Genomic DNA, 23,796 nt, shown 5'->3' with positions numbered 1-23,796 from the left:
GACCGTATGGGAGGACATGCAAAGTGAATCTTTGGATTCTGGTTCACGAGGCCGAAGAAGGCGGCTGCTGGGCCTATGTCCCGGCCATCCCGGGCTGCGCGACCCAGGGTGATGCCTTCGAGGAGCTTCTCCAGAACCTCTACGAGGCGGTGAAGGGTTGCCTCTTGTCACTTGATGCGTAGAAACCTCTCCCTTGCGTTTTTGCTCTTCGCTCTTATCCCCTCCTCCGCCTTTGCCGCTTCCGCCGCCGCGCCGCCCGCGAAGGAATCCGCCACCTGGACCGAGTACCACCGCGCCTACGCCGAGACGCGCGCCTACCGGGTGCTCCGGACGGAGCCGGGCGGGGCGAAGGAGGTCGTGCTCCGGACGGCCTGCCTGAGGGACCTGGAGGAGACCTGGAGCTGCGAGGCGGTGCTGGAGATCTACCGCAAGCTCTCGGTGCTGGCCATGCCGCGCCAGGTGACCTTCAACCTGAAGCCCCCCGGGGGCGGGGAGCGCCCCGCCCCCGCCGAGCGGCTGGGGGGCTACGCGGTGGACTGCGCCGGGGGGCGCTACGCGCCGCTCTCCATCGAGTGGCGGGCGGCGGACGGGAGCCGCATCACCCGCATCGAGTACCCCGAGCGCGGCTGGCGCCCCCTCGAGCGGCTCGAGAAGCTGCCCGCCCAGGTGTGCAGATAGGGAAACGCCCGATTGCCCCGCCGCGCGGATGGGGCAGAATCCCGGGGTGCCGCCCGAATCCTCCGGACGACCATGCCGGCCGAACCCCTCCAGGCCTATGACGCGGTCCTCGTGCTGGGCGCGGCCCTGCGCCGGGACGGCTCGCCGAGCCCGGCCCTCAGGCGGCGGGCCCTGCACGGGGCCTCGCTCGTGAGGGAGGGCCATGCCCCGGTGCTCCTCCTCTCGGGCGGGAGGAGGCGCCCCCCAAGGACCGAGGCCGAGGCGATGCGCGCCCTGGCCCTGGCGGAGGGGGTGCCGCCCGGGCGCATCGTGCTGGAGGACCGCTCGGTCTCGACGCTGGAGAACGCGGTCTTCTCCCACCGGATCCTGGCGCGCGAGGGCTGGAGGCGCGTGCTGGTGGTCTCGGACCCCTATCACCTCTACCGGGGGGTCTGGCTGCTCCGGCGGCTGGGCCTGGAGGCCCACGGCAGCCCCGCCCCCGGAGGCCGGGAGGCCAACCCGGCCTGGCGGTGGGCGTACTACCACCTGCGCGAGGCCGCCGCGCTGCCCTGGCACGCGGCCCAGCTCTACCTGATGAAGCGCAACGGGCGGATGTGACCGCCCGGCCTTCCCCTGCGCCAAACGCTATACTCCCCGCACGACCGTATTTTCCGGGAGCCGGGGGAGCATCCAATGCGGCGGGCCGCGCGGGGATGGGGGCTCGGGCTTGCGGCGGTCTTCTTCGCCTCGGCTCTCGCCTCAAGCGCCCCGGCCCAGGCGCCTGTGGAGTGGCGGGAGTTCCGGCGCGGCGCCGTCCGGACGTGGGAGTACCGGATCCACGCCCGCAAGCCCGGGGGCCGGGTGGAGGTCCTCACCCGCGTCCACTGCCGGCCCAACCTGACGGACACCCCGGGCTGCCTCGAGGCGGTGGGCGTGGCCCGGCTGCGCGACCTCAAGCTCTTGTCCCCTTCCATCACCGTCAACAAGGCTCTGCCGGAAGGCCGGGCGGTCTTCTGGGAGATCGAGGGCCACATCCTCGACTGCGCGGCACGCACCCACCGCCGCGTCTTCCGGGAGTACTACGACGGCGGCGATGAGCTCGTGACGCGGGCCGACTTCAAGGACGAGGGGTGGAAGGCCTGGGAGGGGAACCTGGCGGAGCTGGGCGCGCGGGCGTGCGAGTGAGGCTCACTCCCCGCCGTACACGCTGCTGACCCTGAGCCCGGTGCGCTCGCGGATGACGCGCTCCGCCTCCTCGGCCTCTTCGCGGGAGATGACGCGCAGGGGGCTCACCTTGACGGGGGCCTGGGCGCGGTCGTAGCGGCCCCTCGTCTCGAGGAACCACGCCGAGGGGTAGGCGCGCGTGGGGGTGTTGAGCTGCACCTCGTCGGGGCGGATGCGATTCAGGAGGTCGCAGAGCGCCCCGGCCATGCCCCGGTTGGCGGGCATGAACATGACCTGGGCGTCCAGGTGGCCGCGGTACTCGGCGCGGAAGCGCAGCGCCCCTTCCACCACCCCGGCCAGGGTGACGCCGGGGGCGGGGCGGTTGATCTTCCGGAAGGTTTCTTCGTCCGGAGCGTCGAGCTTGACCGAGACGCGGTCGGCCTCCATGAGATCGCGGCGCACGGCGGGGTCGTTGAGGAGGGTCCCGTTGGTGAGGACGTGGGTGGGGATGCCGGTATAAGCCTTCACCCCGCGCAGGGCCTCGCCGAGGTTCAGGGCCAGGGTGGGCTCCCCGCTCCCGCTGAAGGTGACGAGGCCGGAGCCCCGCCAGTCCGAGGCGCGGAGGTCCTCCAGCACGCGCTCCGCCGTCACGAAGAGCCGCCGCTCCGCCGTCACCACCTGGATGCTCCCGAGCTGACAGTAGACGCAGTTGAAGGAGCAGGTGCTCGCCCGGAGGATGAGGTCCACCCCCAGGGAGCGGCCGAAGCGCCAGGAGTCCACGGGGCCGTACACCGTGGAGGCGCGCGCGGGAGCCTTCTTCGTTTCCATCGCGCCTCCTCGCCCGGCCGGGAGCGGCCGCGCGGGATTATACCCGCATCGCCCGTCACCTTCCCCCGGCGCCCGCGCGGGAGGCGCCTTCACCCGGGGCGCGCGGCGCGCTAGAATGATGGGGCCGTCTCGGAACGCCCCCCGGGGGGCGGAAAGAGAGCCAGCCATGCGGGCCATCCTCCGTCGCATCCGAAGCCGCCTTCCGGCGGGCGCGCGCGCGGCCGCCCTCCTCCTCGCCGCCTTCCTCCTCGGGGCCTGCGCCGCGGCCACGGCGGAGGGGCCGGCCCGGCCTCCCCTGGCTCCGAAGGACCGGGAGCTCATGGCCGGCGCCACCCAGGAGGCGCTCGAGAAGAACCCGGTCGGCCAGGGCGTCAACTGGACCAATCCCGAGACGGGCCGCCGGGGCACCACCACCCCAATCCGCACCTTCCGGACGCAGACCGACGAGCCCTGCCGCGACTACCAGATGACGATGACGCGCGAGAACCAGACGGAGTTCGCCTACTACTCGGCCTGCCGGAACAAGGAGGGCCAGTGGGTCAACCGCGGGCGGCTCGGCCTGGCGGGCAACTACTTCGAGCCGGCGCCGCCCGGCTACGTCTACGGGAGGCCCGACCTCCCGCCGCCGCCCTGGTACGGCCACCCGTACTACTACGATCCGTGGTATGACCCGTGGTACCCGCACCGCTACTACGGCCCGGGGTTCCACGGGCGCTTCCTCTACCGCCGGCGGCTGCTGCACCGGAGGTAGCGCCTTCCCGACGGCGGGCCCTCCGCCCTCGGCCGGAATTCCGTTCGCCCTCTTTCGGCCTTCTTTTCCTTTCGGCGTCTATAGGCCGCCAAACGGCGCAAGGCGCCTTTCGCGAACGAAATATTTCCCTCTTTTTTCATGGAAAATTGCGGTTCTCTCCCGCTATGGAAGCGCCCGCCGGATCGCTACACTTATAAGTAGTGCCGCTTCCGTTTCCCGCTGCAGAGGCGGAGACATCATGGAAGCCCCCTTCACACGTAATTCATGGATAAAAACGTGGTTCCTCGCGCTGGCGGCGGGGTCGCTGCTCAGCGCATGCGCCTCCCCCGCCGCCCTGGACCCGATCTCGCCCGACGTCCTCACGGAGCGGGACCGGCGGCTCATGGAGCGCGCAGCGCAGCGGGCGCTCGAGCGCAACAACACCGGCGAGACCACCAACTGGAGCAACCCCGCCTCCGGCCACAACGGCACCGTAACGCCGACGCGCACCTACCAGACGGAGCTGGGGCGGCCGTGCCGCGACTACCGGATGACGGTCACGACCAACGGCCCCACGAGCGCCGGTCACTCCACCGCGTGCCGCATGCCGGACGGGAGCTGGATGGACCGCCGGCACGCGGGCCCGGCCGGGGCCTTCTTCGAGGGGCCGGCGTACAGCCGCCGCCCGTACGACCCGGACAGGGACCCCTACTACGGCTCCCCGCCCGGCTACCCGCGCCGTCCGCCGGTGTGGCCGTAGGCTCCGGCCGCAGCGGGCCCTCCCGGAACGGCATCCGACCGACCGCCGCCGCAAGCGCCGCCCGGACAGACCGACCATGCGAAAACCAGCCATCCTCCAGATAGCAGGAAGAACGGCCGCCCTCGCCATCGCCGGCGCTTTCCTGGCGTCGTGCGCCGCCGGCGGGCCATACGCCGACCGGCTGACGAGCCGCGACCGGCGGATCATGGAGCGCACGACGCAGGACGCCCTCGACCGGAACCAGGTCGGCCAGAGCGCCAACTGGCAAAACCCCCAGACCGGCCACCTGGGGTCGGTGACCCCGCTGCGCAACCTTCAGGCCGGCATCGGCCAGTCCTGCCGCGAGTACCAGATGACGGTCACCCTCTCTGCCAACCAGACGGAGACCGCCCTCTACTCCGCCTGCAGGCGGCTGAACGGCGCCTGGGTGAACCGCGAATCCTCGCGCGTGGCGGGGAGCCACTTCGAGGGGCTGCCTTCGGCGGCCGGGCCTGCGTTCGCGCGGACCGCCGCGCCTCTCTCGGCCGAGGAGCAGCGCTTGGCGACGCGCGCCGCGCAGATCGCCCTCGAGAACAACCGCTCCGGCCAGGCCGAGATCTGGCGCGACCCGGTGACGGGACGCCAGGGCGCGGTGACGCCCCTCGATTCCCAGCAAGCGGGCATCGGGCAGCCCTGCCGGAACTACGAGATGTCGATCGCGACGGGGGGAACCACCGAGGTCGCCCGCTACGCGGCGTGCCGCCGGTCCGACGGCGCCTGGGTGAACCGCGCCGACTCCACCCTGGCGGGCTCGCGCTTCGACGGCGGCACCTTCGCGCAGCCGGGCCCTCCCTACGCGGAGCCGCCCTACTACGGCTCGCCTCCGGGCATCCCGCCCCGGCCGGTGTGGCCGTGACGAGCCGCTTCAAGAGCGGCGATTCCCAAGCCGGCCGGGGGATTCGGTCTTCTTGAGGCTGCGTCGCCCGCCCCTTGTTCGGTATTTTGGCCGGTTCTCCCGAACGGCGGAGGCACCGGCCATCCGGAAGTGCCGCCTCTGCAGCGCGATACCGCCTCTCCCCATCGTCCATCCCTGAGGCGGAAGGAGGCAAGTCATGCATATCTCATGTTCGAGGGCGTCAAGAGGAAGGGCCGCTTTCCTCGCCCTGGCCGCCGGGATGGTGATGCTCGCCGCGACTTCCGCCGGGGCGCTCACCATCGTGCCGACGGCGCAGGACCAGCGGCTCATGGAGCGCGCGGCGCAGGTCGCGCTCGAGGGCAACCGCATCGGGCAGAGCGAAAGCTGGCGCAATCCGGCGACCGGCCACATGGGCGCCGTGACGCCCCTGCGGAACTACCGGCTGGGCGCGGGCCAGCCCTGCCGCGATTACGAGATGACGCTCACGGCCGCGGGCCGGACGGAAGCCGCCCGCTATTCCGCCTGCCGCCAGCCGGGCGGCAATTGGGTGGACCGCGATACCGCCGTCCTGGCCGGGAGCCAGTTCGCGGGGCGGCCCATCGTGAGCGGGCCGGTCATCGGCGCCGGGGCAACCACTGTGGCCCTGACGGCCCATGATCTGCGGCTCATGGAGCGGGCCGCGCAGAACGCGCTCGAGAACCACCCCGTCGGCCGCTCCGCCGCCTGGAGCAACCCCGAGACCGGCCGCACGGGCGCGGTCACGCCCCTGCGCAACCACCGGGCGGGCCTGGACCCGCCCTGCCGCGACTACGAGATGACGGTCACCTCCATGGGCAGGACCGAAATCGCCCGGCACACGGCCTGCCGCCAGCCGGACGGCGCCTGGGTGAACCGCGAGGACGGGACCCTGGCGGGGAGCCGTTTCGTCGTCGCGCAGCCGGTTGCCCTCGGCCCCGCTCCGGACGAGATTCCCCCCGTTCCGCTGTCAAAGCGGGACAAGGAGATCATGGAGCGCACCACGCAGGAGGCGCTCGAGAGCAACCAGATCGGCCAGACCGCCAACTGGAGCAATTCCGAGACGGGCCACCTGGGCGGGGTGACGCCCACGCGCTCCTATCCGGCGGAGGCGGGCCGCACCTGCCGCGACTTCCGGATGACGGTCACCACGAACGGCCCGACCTGGGTCGATCACTCCACCGCCTGCCGGCAGCTGGATGGAAGCTGGCTGGACAGCCGGCACCTCGGGCCGGCCGGGGCCTTCTTTGAAGGCAAGGCGATGGATCAGGCGGAACTGACCGGGCCCGTTTCTTTCGGTTCTCCCCCGGGCATTCCGCGCCGGCCGGCGGTATGGGAATTCCCGGACGAGCGGTGAGGAAGGCTACTCGACCGGGGACTGGAGCGCGGCGGGCTGGGTCCGGAGGCCCTCCCGCGCGCTCCACCAAAAGAACCACCCGAAGAGGGCGGCCCCGGCGAGGATCTGCCCGCCCGTGATGGACCACCACACCCCGGCGGCCCCGAGCCCAAGCACCACGGCGGCCAGGTAGCCGATCGGGATCTCGACGCCCCACCGCACGAGGCCCTCCACGATCATGGGGGGCTTCGTGTTGGCGGCGCCGTGGAAGGCGCCCGCCAGGACGCGCCGGGCCGACTCGAAGAGCAGGCCCACCGTCAGGATCCGCAGGCACAGCGCGCCCACCTCGGCGCCCTCCCCCGTGAGACCGAAGAAGAGCACCACCTGGGGGGCGAAGTGAAAGAGGCCCAGGGCGGTCGTCCCCATGAAGAACGCGGTGACCCACATGGAGAGCCGCACCGCCTGCACGGCGCGGGCGGGCTGGCCCGCCCCCAGGTTCTGCCCCACCAGGGTGCGCAGGGCGGCCTGCACCCCGAAGGCGGGCATGCGGGAGACGTTGGTGATGCGGTTCGTCACCCCGAAGGCGGCGACGGGCACCGGCCCGAAGAGCGAGAGGATGCGCACCAGGATGAGGTTCGAGCCGCGCTCGAGCAGGTTCTGGGCGGCGGCCGGCCAGCCCAGCACCAGGATGCGCCGGGAGAGCGGCCGGTCGAGCCGCAGGTCGCCCAGGCTCAGCTTGAGCCGGGAGCGGCCGGTGAAGAGGAAACTCATCACGATGGCGGTGCCCACGATGCGCCCGATGCCGACCGCGAAGGGGGCCCCGGCGATGCCCATCCCGGGCACCTGGCCCCAGCCGAAGACGCAGAAGGGCATGATGATCGTGGCGACGCCGGCCGAGGCGACCATCCCCACGAGGGAGTAGCCCGGCTCGCCCGCGCCGCGCAGCACGTGGGCGAGGGTGGCGATGCCGTCGTAGAATACGAAGAAGACGAACGACATGCGGAAGTAGGCCGTCCCCAGCTCGCGCACGAGCGGATCCGTCGTCATCAGGGCTATCATCCAGGGGGAGAGGAGATAACCCAGGACGGCGAAGACTCCCGTGTAGGCGAGGGTGAGCAGGATGGACTGGCCCGCCGCGAGGGCGGCCCCCCGGTCGTCGCCCGCGCCTATCCGCTGCGCGACGAGTGCGCCCCCCGCGATGCGGAAGCCGAGGGGGATGGCCCGCAGGAAGAAGCTCACCATGAAGCACAAGGCGACCGCCGCCAGGTACTCCGGCCCGAGACGCCCCACCCAGTAGAGCTCCACCACGGCGTCGAGGTTCCAGGCGATCTGCTCCCCGCAGGAGGGCAGCGCCAGGCGCGCGAGGCCCCAGCCGAGCGAGCCCCTCGTGTAGTCGAAGCGGACATGGGCCCTCCGGCGGCGCGGGAAAAGGTTCACGGGCGCGAGCTCCCTCCCTCGGCGGGCCGCGCGGCCATGGCCCGGACCCTCCGCTGCCAGGCCGTCACGAACCAGGCGAAGAGCGCGGCCCCGCCCACCGCCTGGCTCCCCGCCACCGCCCACCAGACGCCCGCCTCCCGGGCCCCGAGCGGCGTCGAGAGGAGCCACGCCCCCGGCAGGAGCACCCCCCAGCGCACGACCGCCTCAACCACCATCGGGGGGGCCGGCATGGCGGCCCCCTCGAAGACGCCGGAGAGGGTGCGGCGCGCCGCCTCGAAGGCCATCCCGAGGCTGAGCACCCGCATGCAGAGGACGCCGGCGGGGACCCCCTCCCCCTGCATCCCGAAGAAGCGCACCATCGGCTCCGCCCAGAGGAACACCCCCGCGGCCACAACGGCCATCACCGCAGCCGAGGCCCCGAGGGAGGCCCAGGCCGCGCGCCGCGCCCGCTCGGGCAGGCGGGCCCCGATGTTCTGCCCCACCAGGGTGCGCCCCGAGCCCTGGAAGGAGTAGCCCGGCGTCAGCCCCATGTTGTTCACCCGGTTGCCCACCCCCCAGGCGGCCAGTGCCAGCGGGCCGAAGCGCGAGAGCATGCCCACCAGCACGATGTTGGCGCTGCGCTCGAAGAGCACCTGGGTCCCGGCGGGCCAGGCGAGACGCAGGACCCGCCGCATGAGCTCGGGCGAGGGGAGCAGATGCGCGGGCCACAGCCTCACGCGCGAGAGGCCGCCGAGCAGGGCCGCGGCCATCACCGCGCAGCCGAGGAGCCGCCCCGCGCCCAGCCCCCAGCTGGCCCCCGCCAAGCCGAAGGCGGGAAGGGGGCCCGCCCCCAGGATGAACAGCGGCATGGCGGCGAAGGTCACGACCGAGCTGGCCGCCATGGGCCAGACGGAGATGAGGGACTCCCCCGCCGCCCGGAAGATGGAGGCGAAGGCGAAGATGCCGTCCGTCAGGAGGAGCACCCAGAAGCTCGCGCGCAGGTAGGCCCCTCCGATGCGGACGATCTCGGGGTCCTGGGTGAAGGCGCGCATGATCTCCTCCGAGAGCAGCGCGCCCAGGAGGGAGAGCGGAAGGAAGTAGAGGGCGTGCAGGAGGAGCATCTGCCCCGCGAGCGAGGCCGCGCCCTCCGGGTCCCCGGCGCCGATGCGCTGGGCCACGAGCGCCTGGCCGGCGACGCGGATGCCGAGCCCGCCCGAGCGGACGAACATGGTGACCATGAAGCCCAGGGACATGGCGGCGATGGCCGACTCGCCCAGGCGGCCCACCCAGTAGATCTCGACGATGGTGTCCACGTTCCAGGCGATCTGTTCCATGAAGACGGGGACGGCGAGATAGAGCAGCCCCCGGCCGATGGGTCCCTGAGTGTAGTCGTACCGGAGCCGCCTCACGCCGGGGGCCGCGCCGGGCGGGCGCATATCCCGGGGCGCGCGGATGGGGCGCGCCCGGCGGCGGGCTGTGGGACGGGGGACGCCGGCATCCTTTCCTCCGCGGGCTCCCGGCGGCGGGCCCCGCACAGCGGGGGAGTATCGCGCCGGGGCTCCGGCCAGGCAAGGAGAGGGGGCTGGCGCGGGCCGGGCGCATCGGGTAGGGTCTGGAATCTCTCAGGCCCACGGTCCGTGACATAGAATCCGGGGAGGGGCGCGGTGCTGGCCTTCATCGAGGAGACCCTGCGCGAGGCGGGCGCCCTGGCCCTCTCGCTGGCGGCGGGCGCCAGCGCGGAGCGCAAGGAGGACCGCAGCCTCGTGAGCGAGGCCGACCGCGAGGTGGAGCGCCTCATCCTCGCGCGCCTCGCCCGGCGCTTCCCGGGCGACCCGGTCCTGGCCGAGGAGTCGGGCGGGCTCGCCCCCGGGGCCGCCCTCTCCCCCGCGGGCCGCCTCTGGGCCGTGGACCCCATCGACGGCACCAACCCCTACCTCCACGGGCTGCCCACCTGGGGGGTCGCGGTGGGGGTGATGCGGGAGGGCGCGCCCCTGGCCGGGGGCTTCTTCATGCCGGCGGCGGGGGAGATGTTCCTCGCCGAGCGGGGCCGGGGCGCCACACGAAACGGGCGGCCCCTCGCGCCCCTCGGCCCCCGCGAGGTGGACAACCAGACCCTCTTCTTCGGGCCCGCCTCGCGCAAGCGCTTCTACAAGCTCGACTTCCCGGGCAAGACGGTGGCCTACGGCTGCGCGGCGGCCCACGTGGCCTACGCGGCGGCGGGCGCCGCCTTCTGCTCGGTGGTGGACCGCCCCCGCCTGTGGGACATCCTGGGGCCCATGGCCGTCCTCGCCGAGACGGGCGGCTGGGCCTACCACCCGGACGGGCGGCCCCTCGGCCTCGAGGGGCTGGCCCGGGGCGAGAAGGCGGACGGCCCGGTCTTCTTCGGCCTGCGCGAGAACGCCGAGCGGGTGTTCCCCATGCTGGAGCGCTTCGAGAAGCCCCGCTTCTGAAACAGGCGGCGCCGAAGGTCCGAAATCAGGTCTTTTCCCCCTATCCTGCCGAATTTCCGACTCTTGTGCGGCGCCCCCCCTTGTGCTAGCGTTTTTCCATTCCCCGCAGCAACAGGCTCGCGGGAAAGGCAAACGGGCCGCGCCTCATCGCCCATCAGGGGGCCAGGCAACGCCCAGGTTTCAGGAGAAGCTGCAGTGACGGACGGAACGGTAAAGTGGTTCAACGACGCCAAGGGGTATGGGTTCATCACGCGGGAGGACGGGGAAGACGTCTTCGTCCATTTCTCCGCCATCCAGGGGGACGGATTTAAGTCGCTCCAGGAAGGAGACCGCGTCACCTTCGAGGTCGTCCAGGGGAAGAAGGGTCCCCAGGCCGCGAACGTGAAAAAGGCGGGAGGGCACTAGAACCGCTTCACCGGGCAGGCCGGACACAAACGCGGTTCAAAAAGAGCGGCGGCCGGAATGGCCGCCGCTTCTTTTTGGGGGCACCGCAGAGAATCTCGTAGGGGCGGCCCCCCGTGGCCGCCCCTCTGGGGGCCGGGGCAGGCACAGGGGCCTGCCCCTACGGAGACGGACAAGCACATCCGCAGGGGCGGGTTTCAAACCCGCCCCTACCCACCCATCGCCGTCTGCGGGGGAAAAATCCGGACGCCGAGATTCCTCACCGCCCGGCGGCGGCGATGGGCTGCGACCCCGCGAACTTGTAGCCCTTCGCCCCCATGCACTTCGAAAAATTGTCCTTCAGCACGTCGGAGTCGATGATGTAGCCCGTCTCCAGCTTCCCGTCGGCCGGGGTATTGGGGTTGATCATGTTCTCGGAGGAGGGGTAGACCATGTTCGCCTTGTTGGCGCAGTCCTCGAGGTCCTTCTCCCCCTGCGCCGCCGTGACCCCGGGCTTGGACCACACGATCTGCTGGGTGGCGGCGCAGCCGGACAGGAATGCGAGAATGACGAGGGATGAAACGAGCGTGGCGACCTTCACGGCGCAGCCCTCCACAGGGATGGGGGATCACGGCGGCGTACGCAACGCTTCCGATTATACTCCAGCGCCGCGAAACGAAAAGCCTTCAAAAACTCCAAAAAGCCTGGGGGAAATACCGGAGGGGAAAGGGCGAAAGGGGGAGGACGGCGGCGCCGGGAAAGATGCAGGGGCGACCGGCCGGTCGCCCCTACGGAGCGTGGCTGTCGGGAGCCGTCATTCTGAACGGAGCGAAGCGAAGTGAAGAATCTGCTTCAAAGACAGAAGCAGATCCTTCGCTGCGCTCAGGATGACAGGGGCACATCCACGGCCTCGGCCAGGATGCGCGGGCGCAGGCGCGGCTTGAGCGCGTCGGCCAGGACGAGGTCCACCTTCCGGCCGAAGAGGTCCTCCAGGAAGAACTTCACGTCCATGTAGGCATCGAAGGACTTGGGGTCGAGCTCGACCAGGAAATCCAGGTCGCTCTTCTCTTCTGCGTCTCCCCGGACGGATGAGCCGAAGAGAGCGAGCCGCTTCACCCCCAGGCGGCGCAGCTCCGCCCGGCGGGGTTCGAGGGCTTTCAGGACCGCTTGGCCGTTGCCGGGCACGAAACATCCCTCAATGAGGTTATCTTAAGCGATTCCATGGAGGGAATATGCGATGGGGTTAGAAGCGGTTTCGGCAGTGTCATTCCGAGCGAAGCGGCCTTCAGTTCGCTCTCTGAGGCTTGTCGAATACATAAACATCGGAATTAAAGCTTCCGCCCACAATTAAATATTTATTCGCACGTACTTCTAAGAACAAATTAACGAGATCAAACAAACTATAAACTTCCTCAGCCAACTCGATCAAAGCAGAATCGCCCACAATCCAATCGTCACCCAAATGGCGTTTTGCTTCTTCGATGTCAATAACAAATCCATGATCCTTATATTCATATACAAGCTCATTTGAAATCTTACTGGCAGCATCCTTGAGATTTGGCTTTGTTAAGAGAAGCCGCTCCGCATACTGGGCCGCGGATTCGCTCACGCGCTCGCAGTAGCCAATTTGAGCAATTGTAAGCGTGTTGCGGAGGTACTCCGCAAACATCTCTGAGCATCCCGGATATTGATTAGACAGCTTGGCAATTGCTTCGAGTGCCTGAGTCACTCCCAATGCAGGAATTGGAGGATGGCCCAATTGAGGATCAATGGGCCCTAGCTGTCCTAGTAGACCCATGTGTATCTCATCGGCTCCAATTGCGATCAGTGTCCCCGCAGACTTGGCCTGCCTTGGCACACAGACAATGAATTTCTGTTTCGAGAACGTCTTGCATAGTTTGCTGATTTGATAAGCGGACTCGATTTTTCCGCCTCGACTCAACAAGAAGAGAATCACGTTTTTTTGCTTTGAAGGGTTTTGCGTCTTGAGGGCGTTGTATATTCTATCCAATTCATAATCGTCGATACTTCTTTCCAAATCCATTAGAGCCACAACGCAGGCATCGGCCAATTTAGCTGCATATCTCACGAAAATTTGATTCACTTCTGCAGAAAAGCGATTCTGTATTTCATAATCGGAGGCGTTCTGCACAAACTCATGCCAGGGAATTTGCGTACCTTTTCCCGGGGATGGTTGAGGATCGGCCTTCCCTCCGGGCTCACTTTCTTTGCCAGGGTTACCATTCGGATCGGCTGGCTCGCTAATTGGCGGAGGCAAAACATTTGAAATTTTGTCATCGTTCATAACAATACCTCCTAAAATTAAATTTATTCTACCATAAATAACCTACATTTTCATAGCTACCCCCTCACCCCCACCACCTCCATCACCCGCTTCCGCCCATCCGCCTTGCAGCTGATCATCCTTGGCGCCTCCAGGAAGGCGAGCCTGAAGCCGAGCTTGCGGTAGAGCCTGACGATCCTCTCCGTGGCCTGGTTGGACGCCACCACCGGCCCCTTGTGCCGGGCCAGCCACCCGGCGAGGCGCACCTGGTCGTCCCAGCCGAAGCCCTCCTTGGCGTACTTGGTGAACTCCACGTCGTAGGGGGGGTCGGCGTAGACGAAGTCGCCGCGCTCCAGGGGGATGCGCTCGAAGTCCCCGCTCGTGAAGCGCCAGCCGCGCAGGGCGGCGCGGTAGGGGGTGAAGTCGCGGGCGTAGTTGATCTTGGCGTAGCGGCCGAAGGGCACGTTGAATCCGCCCGAGTTGTTGAAGCGGCAGAGTCCGTTGTAGCCGGTGCGGTTGAGGTAGTAGAAGAGCGCGGCGGCCTCGGCGCCCGTCTCCTTCCCTTCCTTGAGCAGCTCGTTGAAGCGTGCGCGGTGGGCGTAGTAGAGGCCCGAATCGTTCGCCATCTCCAGGTCTTCGGGGATGACGAGGCCCCGCTTGAGCCAGCGGTAGAAGTTGCCGACGTGGGGGTTGATGTCGTTCAAGAGCGCGCGCCGGGGCCTGATCTCCAGCGCCACGGCCAGGCCCCCGCACAGGGGCTCGACGAGGCGGGGCGCATGGCCATGCGCCCCTACATACCCCTCCCAGATGTGCCGAAGGTAGGGGACGAGCCAGCGCTTGCCCCCGGCCCACTTGAGGGGGGGCCTGAGGGCGGGGCGTTCTGCCTGCGGGGCGCGGGTGGGCATCTCGGGTCCGTAGGGGCGGGTTTGAAACCCGCCCCTACATACGGGGTCATCTCGTCCCGGGCGAACGATTGCATCCTGCCACACGCCCCCTCCCCCCGCCAGGGGCGCCCGCCCCGGCGGGGAAAACCCGGAGACCGCCCGGGGAAATGACCGGAGCCGCCTCGAAACGGTGGCCCGGCCGCCCGGCGGCGCGCACATTGGGAATCGAAGACCGCCGCTTGAAGCGAACGAGAGGGATGCCGCGCCATGATGAAGGTGAAAGAGGGCCAGTGCGGGCTGTGCATGCACTTCGCCGAGGGCCACATCAACAGCGAGGTGAAGGAAATCCGGAAGAAGAAGGAGGCGCCCGAGGCGCTCGTGGAGACGTGCGGCCACCCGCAGCTCAGCCCGCTCCGCCTGATGGTCACGCCGGTGAGCGGCTGCAGCGGGTTCGAGCGGGCGGCGTAGCGGAACCGGGCGCCCCGGCACGGACCGCAAGCCGGGGACGGGAGATGCGCTCTTCCGGGCGCGCGGCGGGGGGCCGCGCGCCTTTTTTTCAGGGCCGGGCGATGTGGTGGTCGCGCCAGCGGTCGACGGAGGCGCGCACCTCGGCCACGGCCTCCGAGGCGTCCGCCCAGCCGATGGCCTCGACCGTGACGCCCTCGAGCTGCTTGTAGGTGAGGAAGAAGTGCTCCACCTCGCGGAGGAAGTGCGGGGGCACGCCGCCGAGGCCGTTGATCTCGCTGAAGAGGGGGTCGGTGTGGGGGACGCCGAGCACCTTCCAGTCGTTCTGGCCGCGGTCCCGCATGCGGAAGAGGCCCACGATGCGCGCCTCGATGAGGCAGCCGGTGAAGGTGGGCTCGTTCACCATGACGAGGACGTCGAGGGGGTCGCCGTCCTCGGCCAGGGTCTGGGGGATGAAGCCGTAGTCGCCCGGGTAGTGGCTCGAGGAGTAGAGGTAACGGTCGAGGCGGAAGAGCCCCGTCTCCTTGTCCACCTCGAACTTGTTCCGGCGGCCCTTGGGGATCTCGATGATGGCGTTGGCAACGCGGGGGATTCCGGTGCCGGGGGAGATGTCCATGTAGGAGGCGTGGAAGGGCATGGGGCTCGCGTGGCTCCGGTGAAGGGGGCGGCGGCGCCGGGGCGCTCAGTCCCAGGCGAGCCGGGGAATATACCCCACTTCGGGCACCTCGGCACGGGGCGGCAGGCCCTCGGCGCGCTTGTGGGCCTGGATGGTCCTGAGGTGGACGAAGGCCTCCCAGAGGATGTGGCGGAAGGCGCAGCCGAGGGTCTGGTGGAAGAGCTCGGGGTCCGAGGGGTCGCGCCGGATGCCGTCCGGATTGGCGGGGAGGACGAGGTTCTCCCAGTAGTCCGCCACGCGCTCGCCGTTGGCCCAGCGGCGCTCCCGGGGGACGCGGCGCGGGATCTCGCGCCGGAGGGAGGCGGGGGTCTCGCGGGCGAGGACCTCCCGCGCGAGGGCGCAGCCGTCCGCGAGGGCGGCGATGAGGCCGGGCATGGCGTGGAAGCGGGCGGGGTCGAGCCGGCGGTCGGCGCCCCCGGTGTCCGCGAGGGATTTGTCACGGGTGAGTTTCCCGTCCGGCCAGAGGGCGGGGACGAGGAGGTCCAGGAAAAAAAGGTAGGGGATGTAGGCCGTGTGGCTCACCTGCACCCGGATGCTCCAGGCGCCCCAGCTCTTCTCCGGGCGGACGCGATCGAGAATTTCATCGGGCAATCCTTCCACCTCCCGGGCGAACATGCCCGGCAGGCGCCCATATTCGGGAAAGAGCGCCAGGGCGGATGATTTTCGGGCCTGGGGCACCGGCCGGCTCCCAAAAAAGACTCACGCGGCGACCGGCAATACGATACCCAATCCTCCAAAATGTCAAAAACTCGTATTTGCATAAGGCCCGCCCGCCCAGTAACATTGCGGTATCATTGGGATGGAGAGGGGTCCCCGGCCGGGATGGCCCATCCGGTCTATCTCTCCATTTTCACTAGGAGCGTTTCGATGCCCGAAGGAACGGTGAAGTGGTTCAACGATTCGAAGGGGTACGGGTTCATCTCGCAGGAGGGGGGGCAGGACATCTTCGTCCACTTCTCGGCCATCCAGGGCGAGGGGTTCAAGAGCCTCAAGGAGGGCGAGAAGGTCAGCTTCGAGGTCGTGCAGGGGCCAAAGGGGCTCCAGGCGGGCAACGTCCGCCGGCTGGCGGGGTAGCCGGAGGGCCGGAATTTTCAGTTGCGCCGGGGGTAACCTTATAGTAGCCTTTTTTTACGCCCGATCTTTCATCGGTTGATGCTGTTGAGGAAAGCGGTTGGGTTTGCGAGCGGGGAACGACGGAAAAATGCCCTCTCCCTCACGCCTGAACCAAATCCCCCGAAAAAGGTCGGCCTCCACAATGCCGTTGTTTCGGTCGCGGCAAGCCGCGTCCGCGGGGTGTACCGCGTCGCGCGCCGCATCTGCATCACGTGGGAGATAGGAAGGTGCCAGAAGGAACCGTCAAGTGGTTCAACGACGCCAAGGGCTATGGATTCATCTCTCAGTCCGGAGGGGACGACGTGTTCGTCCACTTCTCCGCCATCCAGGGAGAGGGCTTCAAGACGCTTCAGGAGGGTGAGCGGGTCACATTCGAGATTGTCCAGGGCCCCAAAGGGCTGCAGGCGGCCAACGTGAGAAAGGGCGTGCCCGTCTAGCCCCTCCACACGGCCATACACCCAACGGCGGCCGCTCCGGCGGCCGCCGTTCTTTTTCGCCCTCAGGGCGCCTCGCGCCACTCGCTCCGGCCCGTCCGGGGATCGTGGAGGGAGCGGCCGGCCGGGCCGCTCCGCCCGGCGGAGTCCTTGCGCCAGCGCCGCACCTCCACCTCGACCGCCACCCCCTCCGCCCCCGCCCGCCGGAGCATCCCCGAGGCGAGGCGGCCCAGGGCCTCGGCCCGGCGGCGGCGGTGGCTCGCGCTGACCTCGCTCCAGGGCAGGAAGACCGTGAAGGCCAGGCGCCGCGCCGAGGCCTCCCGGACCTCCACCTCGGCCCGGCTCACGTGGCGGGAGGTGTCGAGATACTCCTTGGCCATCCGCCCCACCCCGGCCGCCGCCCGCTCCGGGGGCTGCCCCCGGAGGGCCTCGGCCCGCCGGAGGAGCTCCGCCTCCGCCCCCGAGCGTTCCAGGAAGAGCGGCTTCGCCAGGAAGAGCGCCCCCGCCGGGACGGCCACGATGGCGAGGAACCCCAGCCAGAAGAGGAGCTGCCGCCGGCCGGGCCCGCTCATGCGGGGGGGCCGTCCAGCACGGAGAGGAGGTCCTCCCCGCGCCGGAAGTCGGCGAAGAGGTGGTCCGGCGCGGCCTCCGCCAGCCCGTGCAGGGTGTCCCCCCCGGTGGCCACCGCGATGACGCGCGCCCCGCAGGCCCGGCCCGCCCGCACGTCGCGCCAGGTGTCCCCCACCACCCAGCGGACCACCTCCGTCCCCGGCCGGGCGCGCTCCTCCCCGCGCCGGAAGCCCGCCTCGAGCAGACGGCCCCGGTCGGAGGAGTCGCAGCCGAACCCCCCGAAGCGGAAGTAGGGGTTCAGCCCGCCGCGCTCGAGCTTGATGCGCGCCCCCCGCTCGAAGTTCCCCGTCCCGAGGCCCAGGAGCACGTCCTCCCGCGCCGCGAGGGCGTCCAGCACTTGAGGGAAGCCGGGCATGATGTGGTAATTCCGCGAGCCGGCCACCCGCGCCGGGAGCATCTCGAGGTAGGCCTCCATCAGTCGGGCCAGCTCTTCTTCGGCGCCCTCGCGCCCGAAGTGGGTCTGGAACATCTCCTGGCAGATGGCGGGGTCCGTCTTCCCGTGCGGGTGCACGCGCGACATCGCGTTCGGCACCCCGTGGAGGGCGAGGAAGGCGTCGTTCAGGGCGAGCGCCCCCGCCCCCCCGCTCAGGAGCAGGGTGCCGTCCACGTCGAAGAGCATGAGGTGAACCCGGCGGGGCATCGGCAATCTCCCGTCCGCGCGCCCCTTCGGCGGCGGCCAGGGGGTTGGTATATCATGGCGCGGCATCCCGGCTCATCCGGAAGGAGACCCCCGTGCCGCCGAAGCCCAAGGTCGCCGCCGTGACGGGCGGGAACAAGGGAGTGGGCCTGGCCCTCTGCCGCCGGCTGGCGCGGGAGGGCTGCGCGGTCGTCCTGGCCGCGCGCGACGGGAAAAAAGGCGGGGCCGCCTGCGCCCGCTTGGAGAAGGAGGGGCTTTCCGTTCGTTTTCACCCGCTGGACGTGAGGGACATCGACTCGGCCCGGGCGCTCGCCGCCTTCATCGAGCGCGAGTTCGGCCGGCTGGACATCCTGGTGAACAACGCGGCCATCCTGATCGACCGCTCGAAGCGCGCGCTGACCATCGATCTCCCCTCCCTCCGCGAGACGCTGGAGACGAACCTCTACGGCCCGCTCCGCCTGGCCCAGGCCCTCGCCCCCCTCATGCGGAAAAGCGGGGGCGGGCGCGTCGTGAACGTGTCGAGCTGGTTCGGGAGCATGGCCGAGATGCAGGGCGGGGGCTATGCGGGCTACCGCGTCTCCAAGGCCTGCCTGAACGCGCTGACGCGCATCCTGGCGGATGAGCTAAAGGGCGCGGGCATCCTGGTCAACGCGGCCTGCCCGGGCTGGGTGCGGACCGACATGGGCGGCGCGGGCGCCCCGCTCTCGCCGGACGAGGGGGCGGACACCCCGGCCTGGCTCGCGCTCCTTCCGGACGGGGGCCCCACGGGAGGCTTCTTCCAGAACCGCAGGGCCTACGCATGGTGAGGGAGCCGGACAGCTTCCAGGAGTTCGTCGAGGACCAGCTCGCCGGGCTCGGGCGGGTGGAGGTCCGCCGCATGTTCGGGGGGGCGGGCGTCTACAAGGACGGCGTCTTCTTCGGCGCCTTGCACAAGGAGCGGCTCTACTTCAAGACGGACGAGGCGAGCCGCGCCGAGTACCTCTCGCGCGGCATGGGGCCCTTCCGGCCCACCCCGAAGCAGATCATCAAGACCTACTACGAGGTGCCGGTCGAGATCGTCGAGGACGCCGACGCCCTCGTCGAGTGGGCCAAGCGGGCGCTCGCCTGCCGGGAGGCTGAGCAGAAGCCCCGGCCACGCAAGACCCCCGCCAAGGGCAAAGAAAAACCCAAGACCAGACCCAAAGCGAAGGGAAGCCGCGCCCGTGGCCGGTGAGCGGGTCGCCGCCGTGACGGGCGGGAACCGGGGCATCGGCCTCGCCATCTGCCGGGGGCTCGCGGCGAGGGGCGTGGGCGTCCTCCTCACCGCCCGCGACGCAGGGAAGGGAGAGGCCGCGGCGGCCGCGCTCCGGAAGGAGGACCTCCCGGTGCGCTTCCATCCCCTGGACGCGAGCGACGAAAAGAGCATCGAGGCGCTGGCGGCCTTCATCGAAAAGGAATATGGAAGGCTGGACATCCTGGTGAACAACGCCGCCATCCGCAACGACTGGGATCACCGCGCGCTGGACGTGCCCGTGGAGGTGCTCCGGGCGGCGATGGAGACGAACGCGCTGGGGCCCCTGCTCCTCTGCCAGCGGCTGGCGCCCTTGCTCCGGAAGAGCCGCGCCGGGCGCGTGGTGAACGTCTCGAGCGGCATGGGCTCCCTCGCCCAGATGGGGGGCGGCTCCCCCGCCTACCGCCTGAGCAAGGTGGCCCTCAACGCCATCACCCGCCAGCTCGCGGACGAGCTCAAGGGGAGCGGGGTGCTCGTGAACGCGTGCCACCCGGGCTGGGTGCGGACGGAGATGGGCGGGGAGGGCGCCTCCCGCACTCCCGAGGAGGGGGCCGACACCGCCGTCTGGCTCGCCCTGCTCCCGGAGGGCGGCCCCACGGGCGGCTTCTTCCGCGACCACCAGCCCATGCCCTGGTGAGGAAAATTTGCTCTCCCCGGTAGGGACGCACGGCCGTGCGCCCCTACGATTCAGCCACAAGGAAGCGTTCCATTGGCCTCATCCGCCCTTGGCCATTCGATGACGAGGCGCTACGGGCCGAAGACCGCCCTCGGCCTCGTCCTCACCGTGCTCTTCCTGTGGCTGGCCTTCCGGAAGACCCCTTGGGGGGAGTTCGCGCGGACGATGGGAGGGGTGGAGCTCCTCCCGGTGGCGGGGGCGGTGGCCTGCCAGATCCTCTCGAACGTGCTGCGGGCCGGGCGCTGGAAGCTCTTCCTCCTGGGCTCCCGCCCCGATCTCCGGACCCATGACGCCTTCGCCGCCCTGATGGTGGGCTACGGGGTGAACGTGGCCCTGCCCCGGGGCGGGGAGGTGGCGCGCGCGGTCTTCCTGCAGCGGGTGGCGGGGGTGCCCCTCGGGGCCGGGCTGAGCACGGTGATCACGGAGCGGCTTCTCGACCTCGTGACCCTGGCGGCGCTCTTCCCGCCCCTCCTGCTGATCTACCGGGGACGGCTCGAACGGGTCTTCCCGGGGATCGGGAACGCGATGCTCCTCACCGCGATCCTCTCCGCCGCGGCCCTCGGGGCCGCTTGGTGGCTCGCCCGAAATCCCGAAGCGTCGGTCCGGCGGATGGGCGGGCTCTCCCGGCGGCTCGCGCCTTCCCTCGCGGAGCGGATCGGCGCCGCGAGCGGCCACTTCCTGAAGGGGCTGGGGGGGATCTTCGAGCGGCAGGCCGCGACGGGAATCGCCCTGCTGACCGGGGCCATCTGGTTCTTCTACGCCGTGGGCTTCTGGCTCCTCTTCCAGGCCTTCGGCTTCGCCCGGACCGCCTCGCCCGGCCTGGGGGACGCCCTGGGCGTGACGCTGGTCATGGCGGTGGCCTACGCCCTGCCCTCCCCGGGCGGGACGGGCACCACTCACTTCTTCGCGAGCCGGTTCCTCACCGGGATGCTCGCGGTGGGCTCCGCCGAGGCCCTCGCCTACGCCACCCTGGCTCACGCCCTGGGGGTCCTGCCCGGCATCCTCATGGGCGGGGTCTACGCCCTCCTGGCCCGCAGCCCGCGGAAATAGCCTAAATACAAGCCCTTCCGGGCCATACCCCGAAGGGCCAAATTTTCCCTTGCAAAACTGACTGTTTTGGTCATATATCTATTTGTATATGGTTCGCGCGAATCCGTACTTTCCGCCGGCATGTCACGCATCAAGCAAGGAGGTCACCGCCCATGGCTACCACCAACTACGCCCATCCGGAGGTCCTCGCCTCCACCGACTGGGTCGCCCAGCACGGCAAGGATCCCAACGTCCGCCTGGTCGAGGTGGACGTCGACACCTCGTCCTACGAGAAGGGCCACATCGAGGGCGCCGTAGGGGTGAGCTGGGACAGCCAGCTCACCGACCAGGTGCGCCGCGATCTCCTCTCGAACCAGGACTGGGAGAAGCTGCTGAGCGACCTCGGCATCTCGAACAACACCACCATCGTGGCCTACGGCGACAACAACAACTGGTTCGCCGCCTGGTTCGTCTGGCAGCTCAAGTACTACGGCCACGGGGACGCCCGCCTCATGGACGGGGGGCGCGTGAAGTGGCTCAAGGAGAACCGCCCCCTCACCACCGGGGCCCCCAAGCATCCCGCCGGGAGCTATAAGGTGGACCCCGCCCGGATGAACAAGAGCTTCCGCGCCTACCGCCGGGACGTGGAGGAGCTGCTCTCCAACGGGAAGTCCTTCGCCCTTGTGGACGTACGCTCCCCGGACGAGTACACCGGGAAGATCCTCGCCCCTCCGGGGCTGAACGAGACCTGCCAGCGGGGCGGCCACATTCCCGGGGCGGCCAACATCCCCTGGGGCCAGGCCGTGAAGGAGGATGGCTCCTTCAAGCCGCGCGAGGAGCTCGAGGCCCTCTACAAGGGCAAGGGCGTCACCCCCGACAAGCCCGTCGTCGCCTACTGCCGCATCGGGGAGCGATCGAGCCACAGCTGGTTCGTGCTCAAGTTCCTCCTCGGCTACGACAACGTCCGCAACTACGACGGCTCCTGGACCGAGTGGGGCAACCTCGTCGGCGCCCCCGTCGCCAAGGGGCCCGAGCCCGGGAAGCCCTGAGAAAAATCCCGAGGGAAACGTTCGGCCCTCCCCGTGAAAGGGGAGGGCCATTTTGCTTGGGCCCAAGGGGAGGGGCTCTCCACCGCTTCCTCCCGCTCCAGCCCGGCCAGGATCGCCCGGGCGCGGGCGAGGGCCTCGTCGATGTTGGCGCAGAAATTCTCCCGGCCGACCTCCTGCATCAGCCCGGAACGCTGGAAGGCGGCGAGGGGCTGTGGATTCACCCCCGAGAAGACGAGGGCCGTCCCCTCCCGGCCGCACCGGTGCCTCAGTTCCCGCAGCGTGTGGATGCCGGTCGCGTCCATCGCCTGGACGTTCCGGATGCGGATGATGAGCACCGGCGTGGGGCACTTCACGTTCCGGACGGCGTTCTTGAAGGTGTCGATCATCCCGAAGAAGAAGGGGCCGTTGACCTCGAACACCTCCACGCCGTGGGGAACTTCCCGCAGGGAGATGGCGCGCAGGTCCTCCCGCCGGTCGCCATCCCCCGCCGCCGGGCTGGTGACCATGCTGACGTTGGTGATCTTCGACATCTGCCGGATGAACAGGAGGGCCGCGAGCGCGATGCCCACCTCCACCGCCAGGGTGAGGTCGAACACCACGGTGAGCACGAAGGTGAGCGCCAGCACGAAGGCGTCGCTCTTCGGCCCCTTCAGGATGGAGCGGAAGTGGTGGAGCTCGCTCATGTTGTAGCTCACCACCACGAGGATGCCGGCCAGCGCGGCGAGCGGGATTTGCTTGGCCAGGGGCGCGAAGAGGAGGAGGAGCGCCATCAGGACGAGGGCGTGGATTATGCCCGCCACCGGCGTCCGGGCGCCGCTCCTCGCGTTAGTCGCCGTGCGGGCGATGGCGCCCGTGGCGGGAATCCCTCCGAAGATGACGCTGCCGATGTTGGCGGCACCCTGGGCGATCAGCTCCGCGTTCGGGCGGTGGTGGCCGCCGATCATCCCGTCTGCCACCGAGGCCGAGAGCAGGGACTCGACCGCGGCCAGGAGCGCGACCGTCATCGCGGGCTTGAGGAGCCCCCCGATGTCCTCCCAGCGGACCTCGGGCAGCGAGGGCGCGGGGAGGACGCGGGGCAGGTCGCCGAACCTGGCGCCTATCGTCTCCACGTCCAGCCCCAGCCATGAAGAGGCGGCGGCGGCGGCGGCCATGCCGATGAGCAGCGCGGGCCACCGGGGGAAGAGCCTGCGGACGAGCAGGATGAGCCCGATGGTGCCTGCGCCGAGCGCGGCCGCCGAGAAGTTCAGGCTGTCCAGATGCGCCAGGTAGGCCTGCCACTGGGGAAGGAACTCGGACGGGACGGCCTCCATGCGCAGGCCGAGCAGCGGCTTGATCTGGGTGGAAAAGATGACCACGGCGATCCCGGTCGTGAAGCCCGTGGTGACCGGGAACGGGATGAACCGGATCAGTCCCCCCAGCCGGAACAGCCCGAAGAGGATGAGGAGCACCCCGGCCATCAGGGTGCACAGCGCCAGCCCGGCGTAGCCGTACTGTCCCACGATGCCGGAGACGATGACCACGAAGGCCCCGGTCGGCCCGCCGATCTGGACCTTGCTCCCACCCAGGGCGGAGATCATGAGCCCCGCCACGATCGCCGTGAACAGGCCGCGCTCGGGCGGGAGGCCGCTGGCGATCGCGAAGGCCATGGCCAGCGGCAGGGCCACCACGCCCACCGTGATCCCCGCGAACAAATCGGAAACCAGTTTCCCTCTGTCGTACCCCTTCAATTCCGTGACAAGCTTTGGCGTATACACGCTCGGCCACGTCCGAACGGCGGCGAAAAAAGTCTCCGGAGCGCACATGAAATTTTTTAGATGGCGGGTTGCGGACCCTATCTAAATCCGTCCCCCCTCATCAACGGACAAAAAAAGACCGTGTGGAGATGCGGCCCCACACGGCCCTTCCTGCGCCCTGGGGCTCGGTGTGTCGCCGGCCCCCTATTCAGTTGCCGGGGATGCCACGGCGCGATCGCCCCCGGAAATGTCATCTGGCCTAGGAACGCTCCGGGTGACGGCTT

Annotated in this window: 30 protein-coding genes; 18 read left to right on the top strand and 12 right to left on the bottom strand. The window is 69.4% G+C overall.

The annotated features are described in order from the left end of the window. Nucleotides 1–23 precede the first annotated feature (23 nt). From HYZ11_09495 to HYZ11_09480, 4 genes are all read left to right on the top strand, one after another. Nucleotides 24–182, top strand: a complete 159-nt coding sequence (locus HYZ11_09495; protein ID MBI3127825.1) for a type II toxin-antitoxin system HicB family antitoxin — start codon at nucleotides 24–26, stop codon at nucleotides 180–182. Beyond that, a complete protein-coding gene (locus tag HYZ11_09490; protein ID MBI3127824.1) occupies nucleotides 175–678 on the top strand; it encodes a hypothetical protein in 504 nt (167 codons plus the stop codon). The genes HYZ11_09495 and HYZ11_09490 overlap by 8 nt, the downstream gene beginning before the upstream one ends. A 72-nt stretch (nucleotides 679–750) precedes the next feature. Then, nucleotides 751–1,275: a YdcF family protein gene (locus HYZ11_09485; protein MBI3127823.1), complete on the top strand. Its 525-nt coding sequence runs from the start codon at nucleotides 751–753 to the stop codon at nucleotides 1,273–1,275. A gap of 75 nt (nucleotides 1,276–1,350) precedes the next feature. Beyond that, nucleotides 1,351–1,842: a hypothetical protein gene (locus tag HYZ11_09480; protein MBI3127822.1), complete on the top strand. Its 492-nt coding sequence runs from the start codon at nucleotides 1,351–1,353 to the stop codon at nucleotides 1,840–1,842. 3 nt (nucleotides 1,843–1,845) lie between these two features. Here the strand turns inward: HYZ11_09480 and HYZ11_09475 are convergent, their stop codons facing one another. Further along, a complete protein-coding gene (locus HYZ11_09475) occupies nucleotides 1,846–2,649 on the bottom strand; it encodes a radical SAM protein (protein ID MBI3127821.1) in 804 nt (267 codons plus the stop codon). 166 nt (nucleotides 2,650–2,815) lie between these two features. On the opposite strand from HYZ11_09475, the gene HYZ11_09470 reads away from it, so the two are divergent. The 4 genes from HYZ11_09470 (at nucleotide 2,816) to HYZ11_09455 (ending at nucleotide 6,406) form a co-directional block, all read left to right on the top strand. Then, nucleotides 2,816–3,400, top strand: coding sequence for a hypothetical protein (locus HYZ11_09470; GenBank protein ID MBI3127820.1), 585 nt, complete (start codon nucleotides 2,816–2,818; stop codon nucleotides 3,398–3,400). 238 nt (nucleotides 3,401–3,638) lie between these two features. Continuing rightward, on the top strand, nucleotides 3,639–4,139 hold the full coding sequence (locus tag HYZ11_09465) for a hypothetical protein (protein MBI3127819.1): 501 nt from the start codon (nucleotides 3,639–3,641) through the stop codon (nucleotides 4,137–4,139). 76 nt (nucleotides 4,140–4,215) lie between these two features. Then, on the top strand, nucleotides 4,216–5,034 hold the full coding sequence (locus tag HYZ11_09460; GenBank protein MBI3127818.1) for a hypothetical protein: 819 nt from the start codon (nucleotides 4,216–4,218) through the stop codon (nucleotides 5,032–5,034). A gap of 196 nt (nucleotides 5,035–5,230) precedes the next feature. Then, the gene (locus HYZ11_09455) at nucleotides 5,231–6,406 is read left to right on the top strand and encodes a hypothetical protein (protein MBI3127817.1); all 1,176 of its coding nucleotides are present in this window, start codon (nucleotides 5,231–5,233) and stop codon (nucleotides 6,404–6,406) included. A gap of 6 nt (nucleotides 6,407–6,412) precedes the next feature. Here the strand turns inward: HYZ11_09455 and HYZ11_09450 are convergent, their stop codons facing one another. Together HYZ11_09450 and HYZ11_09445 are read right to left on the bottom strand one after the other, a co-directional pair. Continuing rightward, nucleotides 6,413–7,822 carry an MATE family efflux transporter gene (locus tag HYZ11_09450; GenBank protein MBI3127816.1) on the bottom strand — a complete coding sequence of 470 codons (1,410 nt, stop codon included), beginning with the start codon at nucleotides 7,820–7,822 and terminating at the stop codon, nucleotides 6,413–6,415. After that, nucleotides 7,819–9,210, bottom strand: a complete 1,392-nt coding sequence (locus tag HYZ11_09445; protein MBI3127815.1) for an MATE family efflux transporter — start codon at nucleotides 9,208–9,210, stop codon at nucleotides 7,819–7,821. Before HYZ11_09445 ends, HYZ11_09450 begins: the two co-directional genes overlap by 4 nt. A gap of 255 nt (nucleotides 9,211–9,465) precedes the next feature. Between HYZ11_09445 and HYZ11_09440 the strand changes: the two genes are divergently transcribed. Then, nucleotides 9,466–10,251, top strand: a complete 786-nt coding sequence (locus tag HYZ11_09440) for a hypothetical protein (protein MBI3127814.1) — start codon at nucleotides 9,466–9,468, stop codon at nucleotides 10,249–10,251. A gap of 195 nt (nucleotides 10,252–10,446) precedes the next feature. After that, nucleotides 10,447–10,656 (top strand): cold-shock protein, encoded by a 210-nt coding sequence (locus tag HYZ11_09435; protein ID MBI3127813.1) that lies wholly within the window; start codon nucleotides 10,447–10,449, stop codon nucleotides 10,654–10,656. Nucleotides 10,657–10,912: 256 nt separating this feature from the next. Here the strand turns inward: HYZ11_09435 and HYZ11_09430 are convergent, their stop codons facing one another. From HYZ11_09430 to HYZ11_09415, 4 genes are all read right to left on the bottom strand, one after another. Continuing rightward, nucleotides 10,913–11,233 (bottom strand): hypothetical protein, encoded by a 321-nt coding sequence (locus HYZ11_09430; GenBank protein ID MBI3127812.1) that lies wholly within the window; start codon nucleotides 11,231–11,233, stop codon nucleotides 10,913–10,915. Between the two features lie 281 nt (nucleotides 11,234–11,514). Next, a complete protein-coding gene (locus HYZ11_09425) occupies nucleotides 11,515–11,793 on the bottom strand; it encodes a nucleotidyltransferase family protein (GenBank protein MBI3127811.1) in 279 nt (92 codons plus the stop codon). A gap of 124 nt (nucleotides 11,794–11,917) precedes the next feature. After that, on the bottom strand, nucleotides 11,918–12,937 hold the full coding sequence (locus HYZ11_09420) for an ATP-dependent Clp protease proteolytic subunit (protein MBI3127810.1): 1,020 nt from the start codon (nucleotides 12,935–12,937) through the stop codon (nucleotides 11,918–11,920). A gap of 56 nt (nucleotides 12,938–12,993) precedes the next feature. Then, nucleotides 12,994–13,821: a Dam family site-specific DNA-(adenine-N6)-methyltransferase gene (locus tag HYZ11_09415; protein ID MBI3127809.1), complete on the bottom strand. Its 828-nt coding sequence runs from the start codon at nucleotides 13,819–13,821 to the stop codon at nucleotides 12,994–12,996. Between the two features lie 246 nt (nucleotides 13,822–14,067). Here HYZ11_09415 and HYZ11_09410 point away from each other — a divergent pair, with 246 nt between their 5' ends. After that, nucleotides 14,068–14,268, top strand: a complete 201-nt coding sequence (locus HYZ11_09410) for a hypothetical protein (protein ID MBI3127808.1) — start codon at nucleotides 14,068–14,070, stop codon at nucleotides 14,266–14,268. Between the two features lie 88 nt (nucleotides 14,269–14,356). Here HYZ11_09410 and HYZ11_09405 read toward each other — a convergent pair whose 3' ends face one another. Next, nucleotides 14,357–14,881: an inorganic diphosphatase gene (locus HYZ11_09405; GenBank protein ID MBI3127807.1), complete on the bottom strand. Its 525-nt coding sequence runs from the start codon at nucleotides 14,879–14,881 to the stop codon at nucleotides 14,357–14,359. Nucleotides 14,882–14,947: 66 nt separating this feature from the next. Further along, nucleotides 14,948–15,619, bottom strand: a complete 672-nt coding sequence (locus tag HYZ11_09400; protein ID MBI3127806.1) for a hypothetical protein — start codon at nucleotides 15,617–15,619, stop codon at nucleotides 14,948–14,950. A gap of 189 nt (nucleotides 15,620–15,808) precedes the next feature. On the opposite strand from HYZ11_09400, the gene HYZ11_09395 reads away from it, so the two are divergent. Continuing rightward, complete coding sequence (locus HYZ11_09395; protein MBI3127805.1) at nucleotides 15,809–16,015, top strand: cold-shock protein; 207 nt, start codon at nucleotides 15,809–15,811, stop codon at nucleotides 16,013–16,015. A 266-nt stretch (nucleotides 16,016–16,281) separates the two neighbouring features. After that, nucleotides 16,282–16,491 carry a cold-shock protein gene (locus HYZ11_09390; protein ID MBI3127804.1) on the top strand — a complete coding sequence of 70 codons (210 nt, stop codon included), beginning with the start codon at nucleotides 16,282–16,284 and terminating at the stop codon, nucleotides 16,489–16,491. A 62-nt stretch (nucleotides 16,492–16,553) separates the two neighbouring features. Here the strand turns inward: HYZ11_09390 and HYZ11_09385 are convergent, their stop codons facing one another. Both HYZ11_09385 and HYZ11_09380 read right to left on the bottom strand, forming a co-directional pair. After that, on the bottom strand, nucleotides 16,554–17,060 hold the full coding sequence (locus HYZ11_09385) for a hypothetical protein (GenBank protein ID MBI3127803.1): 507 nt from the start codon (nucleotides 17,058–17,060) through the stop codon (nucleotides 16,554–16,556). After that, nucleotides 17,057–17,758 carry a haloacid dehalogenase-like hydrolase gene (locus HYZ11_09380; protein ID MBI3127802.1) on the bottom strand — a complete coding sequence of 234 codons (702 nt, stop codon included), beginning with the start codon at nucleotides 17,756–17,758 and terminating at the stop codon, nucleotides 17,057–17,059. The genes HYZ11_09385 and HYZ11_09380 overlap by 4 nt, the downstream gene beginning before the upstream one ends. A 92-nt stretch (nucleotides 17,759–17,850) precedes the next feature. Here HYZ11_09380 and HYZ11_09375 point away from each other — a divergent pair, with 92 nt between their 5' ends. The 5 genes from HYZ11_09375 to HYZ11_09355 all read left to right on the top strand — a co-directional run bounded on the left by HYZ11_09375 (nucleotide 17,851) and on the right by HYZ11_09355 (nucleotide 21,779). Next, nucleotides 17,851–18,561 carry an SDR family oxidoreductase gene (locus HYZ11_09375; protein MBI3127801.1) on the top strand — a complete coding sequence of 237 codons (711 nt, stop codon included), beginning with the start codon at nucleotides 17,851–17,853 and terminating at the stop codon, nucleotides 18,559–18,561. Continuing rightward, on the top strand, nucleotides 18,555–18,968 hold the full coding sequence (locus tag HYZ11_09370; protein ID MBI3127800.1) for a TfoX/Sxy family protein: 414 nt from the start codon (nucleotides 18,555–18,557) through the stop codon (nucleotides 18,966–18,968). The genes HYZ11_09375 and HYZ11_09370 overlap by 7 nt, the downstream gene beginning before the upstream one ends. Beyond that, on the top strand, nucleotides 18,958–19,662 hold the full coding sequence (locus HYZ11_09365) for an SDR family oxidoreductase (GenBank protein MBI3127799.1): 705 nt from the start codon (nucleotides 18,958–18,960) through the stop codon (nucleotides 19,660–19,662). The genes HYZ11_09370 and HYZ11_09365 overlap by 11 nt, the downstream gene beginning before the upstream one ends. Before the next feature lie 72 nt (nucleotides 19,663–19,734). After that, nucleotides 19,735–20,751, top strand: a complete 1,017-nt coding sequence (locus tag HYZ11_09360) for a flippase-like domain-containing protein (protein ID MBI3127798.1) — start codon at nucleotides 19,735–19,737, stop codon at nucleotides 20,749–20,751. Between the two features lie 152 nt (nucleotides 20,752–20,903). Next, nucleotides 20,904–21,779, top strand: coding sequence for a sulfurtransferase (locus HYZ11_09355; protein ID MBI3127797.1), 876 nt, complete (start codon nucleotides 20,904–20,906; stop codon nucleotides 21,777–21,779). Here HYZ11_09355 and HYZ11_09350 read toward each other — a convergent pair. Continuing rightward, complete coding sequence (locus HYZ11_09350; GenBank protein MBI3127796.1) at nucleotides 21,701–23,581, bottom strand: STAS domain-containing protein; 1,881 nt, start codon at nucleotides 23,579–23,581, stop codon at nucleotides 21,701–21,703. The genes HYZ11_09355 and HYZ11_09350 overlap by 79 nt on opposite strands. Nucleotides 23,582–23,796 lie beyond the last annotated feature (215 nt).

This window comes from Candidatus Tectomicrobia bacterium, from assembly GCA_016192135.1.
Taxonomy (GTDB): domain Bacteria; phylum UBA8248; class UBA8248; order UBA8248; family UBA8248; genus 2-12-FULL-69-37.
This window is presented reverse-complemented; position numbering and strand designations above follow the sequence as displayed.